At 62.8% G+C, this 12,361-nt stretch carries 14 protein-coding genes; 4 read left to right on the top strand and 10 right to left on the bottom strand.

Annotated elements, in window-relative coordinates; translation table 11 throughout:
* Positions 1–115 precede the first annotated feature (115 nt).
* The gene (locus ACZ881_RS15905; RefSeq protein WP_476116867.1) at positions 116–1,159 is read left to right on the top strand and encodes a LacI family DNA-binding transcriptional regulator; all 1,044 of its coding nucleotides are present in this window, start codon (positions 116–118) and stop codon (positions 1,157–1,159) included.
* A 15-nt stretch (positions 1,160–1,174) separates the two neighbouring features.
* Here the strand turns inward: ACZ881_RS15905 and ACZ881_RS15900 are convergent, their stop codons facing one another.
* The gene (locus ACZ881_RS15900; protein WP_476116865.1) at positions 1,175–1,528 is read right to left on the bottom strand and encodes a hypothetical protein; all 354 of its coding nucleotides are present in this window, start codon (positions 1,526–1,528) and stop codon (positions 1,175–1,177) included.
* 73 nt (positions 1,529–1,601) lie between these two features.
* Complete coding sequence (locus tag ACZ881_RS15895; protein ID WP_476116863.1) at positions 1,602–2,225, bottom strand: LysE family transporter; 624 nt, start codon at positions 2,223–2,225, stop codon at positions 1,602–1,604.
* Between the two features lie 171 nt (positions 2,226–2,396).
* On the opposite strand from ACZ881_RS15895, the gene ACZ881_RS15890 reads away from it, so the two are divergent.
* On the top strand, positions 2,397–3,470 hold the full coding sequence (locus ACZ881_RS15890; protein WP_476116861.1) for a DNA polymerase IV: 1,074 nt from the start codon (positions 2,397–2,399) through the stop codon (positions 3,468–3,470).
* Between the two features lie 29 nt (positions 3,471–3,499).
* On the opposite strand, the gene ACZ881_RS15885 is transcribed toward ACZ881_RS15890, so the two are convergent.
* The 5 genes from ACZ881_RS15885 to ACZ881_RS15865 form a co-directional block, all read right to left on the bottom strand.
* Positions 3,500–4,483 (bottom strand): aldo/keto reductase, encoded by a 984-nt coding sequence (locus tag ACZ881_RS15885; protein WP_476116859.1) that lies wholly within the window; start codon positions 4,481–4,483, stop codon positions 3,500–3,502.
* Between the two features lie 18 nt (positions 4,484–4,501).
* Positions 4,502–5,680 (bottom strand): RNA polymerase sigma factor, encoded by a 1,179-nt coding sequence (locus ACZ881_RS15880; RefSeq protein WP_476117037.1) that lies wholly within the window; start codon positions 5,678–5,680, stop codon positions 4,502–4,504.
* A gap of 45 nt (positions 5,681–5,725) precedes the next feature.
* Positions 5,726–6,100 (bottom strand): YciI family protein, encoded by a 375-nt coding sequence (locus ACZ881_RS15875; protein ID WP_178995854.1) that lies wholly within the window; start codon positions 6,098–6,100, stop codon positions 5,726–5,728.
* Positions 6,101–6,200: 100 nt separating this feature from the next.
* Positions 6,201–7,016, bottom strand: a complete 816-nt coding sequence (locus ACZ881_RS15870; protein ID WP_476116857.1) for a methyltransferase domain-containing protein — start codon at positions 7,014–7,016, stop codon at positions 6,201–6,203.
* A 69-nt stretch (positions 7,017–7,085) separates the two neighbouring features.
* Positions 7,086–7,625, bottom strand: coding sequence for a MarR family winged helix-turn-helix transcriptional regulator (locus ACZ881_RS15865; RefSeq protein ID WP_476116855.1), 540 nt, complete (start codon positions 7,623–7,625; stop codon positions 7,086–7,088).
* A gap of 166 nt (positions 7,626–7,791) precedes the next feature.
* Here ACZ881_RS15865 and ACZ881_RS15860 point away from each other — a divergent pair, with 166 nt between their 5' ends.
* Positions 7,792–9,966 carry an MMPL family transporter gene (locus ACZ881_RS15860; RefSeq protein ID WP_476116853.1) on the top strand — a complete coding sequence of 725 codons (2,175 nt, stop codon included), beginning with the start codon at positions 7,792–7,794 and terminating at the stop codon, positions 9,964–9,966.
* Between the two features lie 3 nt (positions 9,967–9,969).
* Here the strand turns inward: ACZ881_RS15860 and ACZ881_RS15855 are convergent, their stop codons facing one another.
* Positions 9,970–10,479, bottom strand: a complete 510-nt coding sequence (locus ACZ881_RS15855) for an N-acetyltransferase family protein (RefSeq protein WP_476116851.1) — start codon at positions 10,477–10,479, stop codon at positions 9,970–9,972.
* A complete protein-coding gene (locus ACZ881_RS15850; RefSeq protein ID WP_476116849.1) occupies positions 10,476–10,826 on the bottom strand; it encodes an ArsR/SmtB family transcription factor in 351 nt (116 codons plus the stop codon). The genes ACZ881_RS15855 and ACZ881_RS15850 overlap by 4 nt, the downstream gene beginning before the upstream one ends.
* A 113-nt stretch (positions 10,827–10,939) precedes the next feature.
* On the opposite strand from ACZ881_RS15850, the gene ACZ881_RS15845 reads away from it, so the two are divergent.
* A complete protein-coding gene (locus tag ACZ881_RS15845; protein WP_476117035.1) occupies positions 10,940–11,512 on the top strand; it encodes a pyridoxamine 5'-phosphate oxidase family protein in 573 nt (190 codons plus the stop codon).
* On the opposite strand, the gene ACZ881_RS15840 is transcribed toward ACZ881_RS15845, so the two are convergent.
* Positions 11,476–12,309, bottom strand: coding sequence for a hypothetical protein (locus ACZ881_RS15840; protein WP_476116846.1), 834 nt, complete (start codon positions 12,307–12,309; stop codon positions 11,476–11,478). The genes ACZ881_RS15845 and ACZ881_RS15840 overlap by 37 nt on opposite strands.
* Positions 12,310–12,361 lie beyond the last annotated feature (52 nt).

Below are 12,361 nucleotides of genomic sequence, written 5' to 3'. Positions count from 1 at the left end.
CTGGCACTGCTTTGCGGGGTACGTCAAACGCTTAACGCTCGGCCTTTGCTCGCTACGTCAAGCGCTTGATGCCTTCTCGCAGGTCAGAGCGGTTTATGAACGCTACGATCGATGCATGGAATCCCTGGATCGGCGCCACGGCCGCGCGCCCCGCTCACCTCGCGTGACGGCTGCGATGGTGGCCGCCCGGGCAGGCGTTTCGACGGCGACCGTGTCGCTGGTGGCGAACGGAAAAACGCAAGGGCGGGTATCCGAGGACAACATTTCCCGCGTCCGTTCTGCCATCGCCGAACTCGGCTATGTGGTGGACAGCATTGGCAGTTCCCTTGCGCGCGGTGTCAGCTCGATTGTCATCCTGGTGACGCCGGACGTTTCCAACCCCTTCTTTGCCAACGTCATCGCCGGTGTTCGGGAATCACTGGGTTCCGAATACCAGCTGCTGCTCTCCGTGACCGACGCCGGAGAATCACCGCAGGCCGATGACGTCCGCAAACTTCTGGCACTCCGCCCTGCCGGCTTGCTGGTAGGTGCCCCCAGTGCGGAGTTCCTGGAGGAGCTGTCACCCGCGGGCCCGCTGGTGCTGCTGGACGCGCCGGGCCTTGAGTCCTACGCGCCTTCCGTGAATCTCGATGTCGCCCAAGGCGCCCGCGAGCTGGCCCGGCACTTGGCCGCTTCAGGACACACCCGGGCCGCCTACGTGGACGGCGTGACGGGTACAACCACCTTCCAATTGCGGCGCGAAGCCTTCCTGGCAGAGGCTGCCTCCTGTGGACTTTCAGTGGCTGACGAGCATGTGGTCAGCACCCCGATCGACGTCGGTGCTGCCGCCGCCGCGTTCGCCGCTGCCTGGCCGGAGTGGCAACGCACGGGGGTCACCGCCGTCGTCTGCGGTACCGATACGCATGCCTATGGCGTGCTGCAGGAAGCCCGGGTTGAAGGTGTGCGCATCCCTGAGGAGCTGGCTGTGGCAGGCTTCGATGACCTGCCCTACTCGGCCACCAGCAACCCCAGCCTCACCAGCGTCCACTTGCCTGCGACGCCCTTGGGACGCAAAGCGGGGGAGCAGCTGCGGGGGTTGATGGAAGGCCTGCCGCTGGAGGAATCGCATGTGACGCTCGAGAGCTCGCTGGTGGTGCGGGGATCTACGTCGCTTATCTAGGGGCAGCGTTTCCAGCTAGGGGTCAGGGGGGCGAAGCTGGTCCTCCGTGACGGGCAGCGAAACCGTGAAGTAGATCTGGGGAGCTGTCATGTCGCCCCAATCTTCCTTTTTGACTCGCACCAGAGACGGAGTGACTTCCGCTATCCGGACACGCAGCCACGCGCCGTCGTCGAGCCGTAACTCGTGAGGGTCGGCGAGGTAACTCAGCCCGAGATCGTCAAGAGTTTCCTCGGCGCTCAACCAGTCCACAACGTCGGTCCGGGGACGGCCCAGCAAATCCACGGCAACAAACCCGTCATCGATGGGCTTCATCCAACCCACGTGCTCGCCGTCGTCCGCGCGTCGGTGTTCGATCCAGTCCGGCTCCATTCCCATGACGGTAGCACCAGGGTCGGCAGGGTTGCCTCGCTTCAGGGTTGCCTCGCTGGGGCAGGTTTGCCGGCTAGTGAATGACTGCGAGCAGGATACCCACGAGTACGAACAGGCAGCCGAAGACGCGGTTGAGTACTTTCTGGCCGCGCTGGTCGTGGGTAAATCGCTGGAACGATCGCGCCGCGAAAGCGAAGAAGAACCACATCACCATGATGTCGATGACCAGCACGGTAGCTGTGAGCACGGCATATTGCTGGAGAAGCGGCTGGTCCGGCCTGATGAACTGCGGCATGAACGCCAGGAAGAACACGATGGCTTTCGGGTTCAGCAGGTTCACCCAGATGCCGCGCTGGAACATGGACAGGGCCGACTCGTTCTTTTGGCTGTCGACCTTTTCCTCGTCCAAATCCGGCTTGCGCAGGAACTGCCTGATCCCGAGGTACACCAGATACGCGGCGCCAGCATAGCGAATGACATTGAAGATGACGGGTGAGTTGGAAACCAGGACGCCCACGCCCAGGGCAGCGATGACGATATGGATGACCAAGGCCACCTGCTGCCCGAGGATGCCCCAGATGGAGCGTCGGAAGCCGGAATTGAGCGAGTTGCTCATGGTGAAGATGGCGCCGGCGCCGGGAGTGAAACTGATCAGGGTGCCGGCACCAACCAGGGCCAGCCAAAGTGAAAACTGCACATCTCAGCTTATGCCCGTGAGGTGGGTTCTTCTGACGCGCGCCTTCACCACCTACTTTGGCGGCTGACAAGGCGGAATGCACCCGGAGTTGGTTGATTCTCGCGCTCCCGCAGCTCAAAGAAGGTGGTGAAGGTACAGCCACCGCCCCGGGCCATAGGGCAAACTGGTGCCGTGAGCGGAATCCCGTGGGTACTGCACGTAGACCTCGACCAGTTCATTGCGGCTGTCGAGGTCCTCCGCCGGCCTGAGCTCGCGGGGAAACCGATCATTGTGGGTGGTCGGGGCGACCCCACGGAAAGGGCTGTGGTATCCACGGCATCCTACGAAGCAAGGGCCTTCGGCGTCGGCTCCGGGATGCCCCTGAGGATCGCAGCCCGTAAGGTGCCGGACGCCATCATCCTCCCGGTCGATCAAGAGGCCTACCTGGCGGCTTCGGACGTGGTGATGACCACCCTGCGCGCACAGCCGGGTGCCACGGTTCAAGTGCTGGGCTGGGACGAAGCCTTTGTTGGCATCGAGACCGAGGACCCGGAAGCCTATGCCAAGCAGATCCAAGCCGCTGTCCTGGAGCAATCCCGGCTGCACTGCAGCGTGGGCATCGGCGACACTTTGGTCCGTGCAAAGAATGCGACGGATTTTGGCAAACCTGCCGGCATCTACAGGCTGACAAAGGAGAACTGGCTCGACGTCATGGGCGAAAAGCCCACCAAGGAGCTGTGGGGTGTGGGGAGCAAAGTGTCCCAGCGGTTGGCGAAGCATGACATCACCACGGTCGCTGAGCTTGCTGCGAGCGATCCCCAGGATCTCATCCCTGAATTCGGCCCCAAGATGGGACCTTGGTACGCCCAGTTGGGACGCGGGGAAGGTTCCAGCGAGGTGGATGACACCCCGTGGGTCGCCCGCGGACACAGCCGGGAGACCACGTATCAGCAGGATCTCACCGACCCCTCACAAATCGAGGACGCCGTGAAGGAGTTGACGGCGCAGGTCCTGGGAGACGTCGCAGCGGAGGGACGCCCGGTGATCGGGCTGACCCTGAAAGTCCGCTACGCACCGTTCTTCACCAAGACCTACGCCAGGAAGATCCCCGAGACTTTTGACAGGGATGAAGTCCTCACGCAGGCCTTGGACCTCACCGCCAAAATGGAGCCGGACCGTCCCATCCGGCTCCTCGGATTGCGCGCCGAAATGTCCATGCCCGAGGAAGCCCGAAAGGGACATACGCCGACGCGCAGCGGCTGGTAACAGCAGAACGCCCGACGGCGGCCCGGCAGCTACCAGCGCGGGTGGATCGCTTCGCGGAAGTAGCGGTCATAGATATCCCGAACTCCGTCAGCCAACCCTGCCCCTACGGATTGCATCCCACCGGCCTCGGCATTTGCGGCTGCCTGTGAAGCGGATCGTGCCCCGGGAATGACCGAGGTGACACCGTCCTGAGCGATGACCCAGGCGAGGGCCGCTTGTGCGGTGCTGACGCCGTCGGGCACTAAGCCGCTGAACTCCTGGGCGGCTTTGACACCGGTTGCGAAATTGACGCCGGAGAACGTCTCGCCGACGTCGAACGAAGAACCGTCGCGGTTGTAATTGCGGTGGTCGTCCTCAGGGAACTCGGTGTCCGGCGTGTACTTCCCGGACAGCAAACCAGAGGCAAGCGGCACCCTGGCAATAATGCCAACGCCTGCTTCCTTCGCTGCGGGCAGCACCTCGTCGAGGGGCTTCAGACGGAAGGCATTGAGGATGATCTGCACGGAGGCGGTGTTCCCGCGCTTGATGGCCTCAAGGGCCTCATCCGTACGCTCGACGCTGACGCCGTAGTTGCGGATGGCACCTTCGCTGACCAAGGTGTCCAGTGCGTCGTAGACTTCGTCGCTGCTGTAGACGGACGTGGGAGGGCAGTGCAATTGGACGAGGTCCAGGGTGTCCTGCTGCAGGTTGCGCCGCGAACGGTCGGTCCACGCCCGGAAGTTCTCCAAGGCGTAGTTCCCGTGGACCTGATCCACGCGGCGGCCCATTTTGGTGGCAACAGTGAGGTCCAGGTCCGGATGTGCCTGGAGGAAGCGTCCGATGAACTGCTCGCTGCGGCCGTCTCCGTACACATCGGCTGTGTCGAAGAAGTTGACGCCGCCTTCCACCGAGGCTTCCAGGACGGCAAAGGCGTCCTCTTCGGTGACAGAACCCCAGTCGGCTCCGAGTTGCCACGTCCCCAGTCCGACCGTTGAGACGGACCGGCCGGTCTTGCCAAGTATGCGCTGTTCCATGGTTTCGACTATATGGGGTTATTGCTCGTCCATCCGCGCTACTTTTCCCATCAAGTACTTTCGTTCCGGCAGGCTTCCGGTCTTCTTGGCGGCGGAAAGGTACGCGGCGCGGGCCTCCACATAGGAGCCCGACATCTCCAGTAAATGGCCCTTGACGGCGTCCAAGCGGTGCGTCCGGCCAAGCGCGTCATCCAACCCTGCCAGCAGCTGCAGCCCGGCGGCCGGTCCATGCACCATGGCCACAGCTACCGCCCGGTTCAGCGTGACCACGGGACTGGGCGCAACGGCTTCAAGGACTGTGTACAGGGCGAGGATCTGCGGCCAGTCAGTCGCCTCATCGGTGGTGGCCTCCGCGTGCACAGCGGCGATGGCTGCCTGAAGTTGATACGGCCCGGCGGCCCCGCGTCCCAGGACGGAGGACAGCAGCGCGATGCCCTCTTCAATCTGCGTCTGGTTCCAGAGCCGTCGGTTCTGTTCCGCCAACGGGACGGGTGTTCCGTCTGGCAGCGCACGCGCCGCGCGCCGGGAATCGGTCAGCAGCATCAGGGCCAGCAGGCCCACGGCCTCGAGCTCACGCGGTGCGACAGCAACCAGCAGGCGCGCAACCCGGATGGCTTCAGTGGTCAGCTCCTCGCGCTGGAGCGACGGACCCGAGCTTGCCGCGTAACCCTCGTTGAAAATCAGGTACAGGACGTGAAGTACGACGCCGAGCCTTGCCTTGCGCTCGGAAGCCGGCGGCATGCTGAACGTGGCTCCCGCCTTCTGGATCCCCTGTTTCGCGCGGCTGATGCGTTGTCCCATGGTCGCTTCGGGGACCAGGAAAGCCGAGGCAATTTCCGCCGTCGTGAGTCCACCGACGGCCCGGAGCGTTAAGGCGAGTTGCGACGGTGCCGATAGCGCCGGGTGGCAGCAGAGGAACATCAGCGTGAGGGTGTCATCGGCTTCTGATACGGAGCTGTAGGAGAAATCAACGTTCATGCCCGCGACCCGGTCCTCGCGGGCCCGGCGGGCGCTTTCGCTGCGCCACATATCCACCAGCCGGCGGGATGCGACTGCCATCAACCATGCCCTGGGATTGTCCGGCAGTCCGGAGGGCCACTGAAGGGCGGCCTCAAGGAGTGCTTCCTGGACGGCATCCTCGCAAGCGTCGAACTGTCCATGCGTCCGGACCAGCACGCCGAGGACCTGCGGCGCCAGCGTGCGCAGCAGGTCCTCCAGGCGCGTATCCCGCGGGGAGCCCAGCTAGACCTCCGGCAGAGCTTCCTGTGGCGGAGCTTGCTGAACTGCCCGGAGCTCAACCACCTGCGCGTACTTCACGATGCTTGAACAGATCTCCACGGCACGTTCCTCGCTGGCCACGTCAACCACCCAGTAGCCCACCAGCGACTCCTTCGACTCCGCGTACGGGCCGTCCGTGGTGATCACGCCGTCGGGGGTCTGCTTGACGAGCTTCGCGGTGCTGCCATCAGCCAGTCCGGCGTTGAACACCATTTCGCCGGACTCAGTCAGGTCCTTGTCGATCTGGATCATGAACCCGATCATTTCCTGGATCCAAGCCGGGTCGGCGGTCTCCATCATGCCCTCGGCCGATCCGAACATCATGATCATGTATTTCATCTCAAACTCCTTGTGAGGAGCGCCCTGTGTGGGTGCTTTCACTCATGGGTCGGAACTGCGGCGGGCTTTTCTACATGGTTGGGCGAATTTTTTGTGGCGACTACGCCCGGGCTATGACCTCACCATTCGGAATGAGGAAGAAGCCGTCATCGGTAGCTCCCCAGCGGTGCCAGCCCGCGGCGATTCTTGCGAGGTCGGCCTCGTTGGCGAATCCATACTCCAGGGCTTGCTCGGCGAACGCGGAGTGCAGCACGCGTTCGCTCCAGACCCTTGATTGCCACGCGCGCTGCTGGGCGGTGGCGTAAAGCCAGTTGCTGCTGGTTGGCGCCACCTGGGTGAAACCTGCTTGCTGAGCCCACGAAACCAGGCGACGGCCGGCGTCGGGTTCTGCTCCGTTGCGCCGGGCGATCTTTTGGTAGAGCTCCATCCAGTCGTCCAGCTCGGGGACTTCGGGGTACCAGCTCATGCCGTGGAAATCGGCGTCGCGGACGGCAACAATGGCGCCGGGTTTGGCCACCCGGCGCATCTCGCGGAGGGCGGCGACGGGGTCGGTCAGGTGCTGGAGGACTTGGTGGGCGTGGACGAGGTCGAAGGATTCGTCCTCGAAGTCGAGGTCGTAAATGTTGCCGGTCTGAAAGGTCACGTTGTCCATGCCGCGGTCGGTTGCCAGCTCTGTGGCTTGCGCGACGATATCCGCTGACCGGTCCAAACCGATTACCTGGGCGGGCGCAACCAGCCCCGCGAAGTCGCAAGTGATACTGCCTGGTCCGCACCCGACGTCGAGCACTGACGTTCCGGGGGTGAGATGGGGGATCACGAACGCGGCCGAGTTCTCGACCGTCCGTGAGGCGTGGGCCCGGACAACCGACTCGTGGTGCCCGTGGGTATAGACATCTTCAGGCTGCTGCGCGTTCATAGGGAAACGCTACCCAACTGGGTCGCATTTGTGCGCGTTTTGGGCGGTCAAAACGCGCACAAATGCGACTCAGTTGGGTTCGGGTTGGGTGGCTTCCTCGCGCGCTGCCAAGGTGGCTTCCACCATGTCCGTCATGAACCGGGTGACAAGCTCCAGTTCCTCGGGGCTGTAAGCGGCCATGGCCTTGCCCATGCGGATAGCCAGCGGCATGAACATGGCGCTGCCATCCCGGTACGCCTTGGGCGTCATCTGCAACTGGACTTGCCGCCGGTCGGTGCCAAGACGTTCGCGTACTACGTGCCCCGATGCATGCAGGCGATCAACCAACGCAGTGGTGGCGGGAGAGCTGAGCCGGAGTTCGGCGCGGAGAACACCAGGCGTGACCACTTTGCCCGCCGCCGTGTGGCGCATGATGACGGCGAGTGCGTTCAAGTCCGTGCGGTGCATGTCGTTCCGCCCACCTGCGGCGTCCACGTAGTGGTTGGCTTCGAGGGTGAAGTCCTGGAGGAGCCGCACAAGTTCCTGGGGAGCTGCGGTCTCGGGGCGGTTCGTATCCTGGCCCGTTTCCGGGCGGCTCGCCTCAGGGCGCGGGATGGTTGAGTCCGACATGTCCGCCCTCCTGCCAGCGTCGTCTCGTATTTACTGCCTTCCGGATATTACTCCCAGCTGTAGGGGATTCCGGCATTCGCTTCTCTGCGCTCTTGGAATAGTTCCATCATAGAGATAATCTATGATGGAATAAAGCCCCTGAATCATCCCCAGAGAAGAAGGACTCATGAACTCGCAGAAAGTACCGTTCTGGCTGCGCTGGCTGGGGCCCGTGGTGCTGGTCATTACGTGGCTCGGCATCGCAGGCATTGGCGGCCCCACCTTTGGGCGACTGGAGGAGGTCTCCTCAAACGACCAGGCGTCATTCCTTCCCGCCGGTGCCGAAGCCACGGAAGCTGGCGACTGGCAGGCCAAGTTCCGGGACTCCGAAGAGATTCCGGCCGTGGTCATCGTGGAGAACGACACTGCCTTCACCCCGGCTCAGCTGGGCGAAGCAGCCCAACTGAAAGCCGACATTGAGGCGCTCAAGCTGGGGAGCGCCGTCGTCGGGCCTATTTCGTCTGAAGACGGCAAAGCCGTCCAGTTCATTGTTCCCATGGCGTCTTCCGATGAGCTTCGGGAGAAAGTCCAGGAGCTGCGCGACGTCGTGCAGCCCGGCGCGCCGGACGGAATGCAGGCGTTCGTCACTGGGCCCGCCGGCCTGACCGCCGACCTCGTCAACGCGTTCGGCGGGATCGACGGCATTCTGCTGTTGGTTGCCCTTGGTGCCGTGTTCGTGATCCTGCTGCTGGTTTACCGCTCCGTGGTGCTGCCGCTGGCGGTGCTGTTCACTTCGGTCTTCGCCTTGTGTGCCGCGATTCTGTTGGTGTTCGGCATGGCCAAGCTCGGCTGGATCCAACTGAACGGCCAGAGCCAAGGCATCCTTTCAATTCTTGTGATTGGTGCGGCCACCGACTACGCGCTGCTGTATGTTGCGAGGTTCCGTGAAGCCCTGACCCACACCACTAACCGCACGCAGGCGGTCATCACGGCTTGGAAGGCATCGTTCGAACCAATTCTTGCCTCTGGTGCCACCGTGATCATCGCACTGCTCTGCCTGCTCTTCTCGGACCTGAACTCCAACAAGGCCCTGGGTCCTGTGGCGGCTGCCGGTATCCTCTGCTCCCTGTTCGCCGCGCTCACACTGCTGCCCGCGTTGATGGCTTTGCTTGGGCGGGCCGCTTTCTGGCCCTTCCGGCCCAAGCTGCTGCCCGACGACGAACGCGAACCTGAGATTGTCACCGGACTTGAGGGGCAAAAGGGTCTGTGGCGCGCCACGGGTCGACTGGTCTCCAAGCGGCCGCGCGTTGTGTGGGTGGCTTCGGTCCTGCTGCTGCTTGCCGCTTCGGCCGGCTTGATGCAGTTGAAGGCCAACGGGGTTCCGCAAACGGACGTCATTCTTTCCGCATCCGACGCCGTCGACGGCCAGGAAGCGCTGGCGCGCCGCTTCGACGCCGGCAGCGGCAGCCCCGCCGTCGTGGTCGCTTCCGAAGGTGCCGCGCAGCAGGTGCTGGAGAAGGTCAAAGCGGCCGACGGCGTGGGCGACGCGTATCTATTGGCCGACGGTAATGTCCCGATCACGGGCGCCCCCGGGACTCCTGCTGACCCGGCTGTCCGCGATGGCAGGGTTCTGATCAACGCCACATTGAACTCGGCTGCAGATTCGATTGAAGCAGAAGAAGCGGTGAAGTCGCTGCGGGTGGCTGTACGCGATGTCGATTCCTCGGCGTTGGTGGGTGGCGTGACTGCCACCGCGCTGGATACCAACACCACTGCGCAACGCGACCTGGTGGTCATCATTCCCATTGTGTTGGTGGTCATCCTCTTCATCCTGATGCTGCTGCTGCGATCCGTGGTGGCGCCGGTGCTGCTGGTGCTCTCTGTGGTGCTTTCGTACGGGGCCGCGATGGGTGTCTCAGCGTGGGTTTTCAATGGAGTCTTCGGATTCTCCGGCGCCGACGCTACCGTGCCGCTTTTCGGCTTCGTGTTCCTGGTAGCCCTTGGCGTGGATTACAACATCTTCCTGATGAGTCGTGTCCGTGAAGAGTCGTTGAAGCATGGGACACGTCCGGGAATCCTGCGGGGATTGGCTGTTACCGGCGGTGTCATTACCTCTGCCGGCGTGGTCCTGGCCGCTACGTTCGCGGCCCTTGGTGTCATCCCCATCATGTTCCTGGTCCAGCTCGCGTTTATTGTGGCGTTCGGTGTGCTACTGGATACGGTGCTGGTCCGCTCCCTGCTGGTTCCCGCGCTTGCCTACGACATCGGCAGCAAGATCTGGTGGCCGGGGAAGCTGGCACGTGAGTCTTCGTCGGCGCCGATCTCTCCGCGCGAGGAGGAAGGGGCGTCGGTGGGGCGGTAATCGTCAGTCAATGACCGGCGAGCGGCGCTCCAGCAGCAGGGTGTCGCGCCATTGTCCGGCGGCGGGTCCGGTGCTCACGCGAGCAATACGATCCCGCCGCCCGACGATGGCAAAACCATTGGCCTGATGGAGCCGAAGGCTGGCCTCGTTCTCCGGGAAGATGCTGGACTGGATGGTCCAGATTCCCTTCGCCTCGGTGGAGGTGGCGAGTGCCTGGAGAAGCAGTTTCCCAACGCCTTGGCCGCGCGCGGCGCCAGCCACGTAAATGGAATGCTCAACCACGCCGGCGTAGGCCGGTCGTGAGGAAACGGGGGAGACCGCAGTCCAGCCCAGGATGGCGTCCTCATTGCTGACTGCCACAAATCGGTGCTCAGGCAGTCTGGACTTATTGAAGGCGTCCCATTCGGGTGCGGTTGATTCGAACGTGGCGAAGCCGGTGTCGATGCCTTCCTGGAAGATCTCCCTTACCGCCGGCCAGTCCCGGGGCTCCATAGCCCTCAGGGCTACTGTCACAGTTTCGTCACCATGCCGGCAACATCTTCCAATGCGCCAGGGACGAGGGAGTAGTAAGCCCAAGTGCCGCGCTTTTCCCGGTGCAGCAAGCCCGCATCCACCAGGATTTTCAGGTGGTGGGATACCGTTGGCTGGCCGAGGCCCAAGGGCTCGGTGAGGTCGCATACACAGGATTCGCCCGAAGGCTCAGCCTTGACCATGGAGAGAAGCCGCAGCCGATTGGGGTCGGCGAGGGCCTTGAAGACGAGGGCCTTCCGCCTGGCTTCCTCTGCACCCAAGGCAGGCTGACCCGTCGGGTCGCAGCAGTCCTGCCCGGTGGCAGGATCCAGTGTGGGTAGTGCGGTCATATAACTATTATGCCGGAACATTGACGATCATCAATGTAAGCCGGTTGCCTCGCCTGTACCGCCTCATGAGACAGGTTTGAACCATGCTCGCGTCCCGTGGAAGCGTGTTGCCCATGGGCAAGGTATACGGGGCAATCGATCAGCGATTGAGCAAGTTTATTGAACAGCAAGTGGTCTTTTTTGTTGCCACCGCTCCATTGTCCAGCGACGGGCACGTCAATGTGTCTCCCCGCGGGCTTCCGGGCACCTTCGCGGTTCTTGATGAGCATACGTTTGCCTGGCTCGATGTCACCGGCAGTGGGAGCGAAACGATAGCCCATTTGAGGGAGAACGGCCGGATTACCGTGATGTTCTGTGCATTCGACGGGCGCCCGAATATCGTCCGCCTCCACGGGACAGGGCGCGTTGTCACCCGCTATGACCGTGACTTCGAGTCTGTTGCTCAGCGCTTCGACGACAAACCCGGGGCGAGGGCCGTCATTGTTGTTGACGTACACCGTGTTTCGGATTCATGCGGGTGGGGCGTTCCCTTGATGAGCTTCGAGGGTCACCGCGATCTGTTGGGCCCGTACTTTGAACGCAAGGGCGTGGACGGGAGTGCTGACTACCGGATCACCAAGAACCGCACCAGCATTGATGGTCTTGCCGCTTACGACTTTGACCCTGCGGAACCAGCAGGCGTCTGACTTAGGTCAAGGGCGCCCTGCTGGTACGTCCTGCCTTTTTGCTTTAGCTTGTCCTGCGACCGCCGAACCTTTTTGCGCTTTCTTCGTTTTTCTTGTCTGCTGAAGGGTGGCCGGGGCGAGCCGGACCGGGGTCCGATCCAGTAGGTGCCGCCTAGGAGAATGCCAGCCAGGGCGCCGTAGCTCCATACGAAGGGAAGAGCTGGCTGACCGGTGTTCCCGCCCAGGAAAATCAGTAGAAAGAACTCGACGGGGATCACCAGGAGGAGCATATTCCTGGTCAGCGCCGAGGGCGGGAATCGGAACAATGCCCAGCCGCAGATCAAGGCGCCTGCCAAAACTGAGCCGACTGCCGCCGTCGGACTCTGGAAGATGAGGTGAGCCAAGCCGCCTGCCGTGAGGGCAGCCACACAGGCTGAGTTGATCAAGAACAGGCGTCGGCCTCCAGTAGATTCATTGCCGCCTTGGCCGCTGCTGTCGCCTTTCCTTGTGGTTCGCTGACGCTTTCCCGGCCACGGGTATCCGCTGGCGATGGCCCCAGTGATGAACCCCAGGATCCATGAAGCGGCCGCAGGTACCCCAAGGCCGTCCTCTGCGGAGAGCCATGAGAACAAGATCAGGGGCAGTGCGAAGTGCATCACCATGTAGGCTCGGGACGCTTGGGGAACGTCTCGAAACAGAAAGAAGGTGTAAGCAGCCCCCAGAACGAAGAACGGGGCTGCCTCAAGCAAGACGCTATGGGCCATCCACACAAAGGCGGCCACGAGGACCAGGATCATCCCACCGAAAAAAATCGTCATGTGCCATTGGCCCGGTTTCTTCTTCACTTCAGCAATACCCCCGGCTACAAGG

This window comes from Paenarthrobacter sp. TE3676, assembly GCF_056279165.1.
The sequence above is the reverse complement of the archived record's forward strand: the minus strand, read 5'-3'. Positions and strand labels throughout refer to the sequence as shown.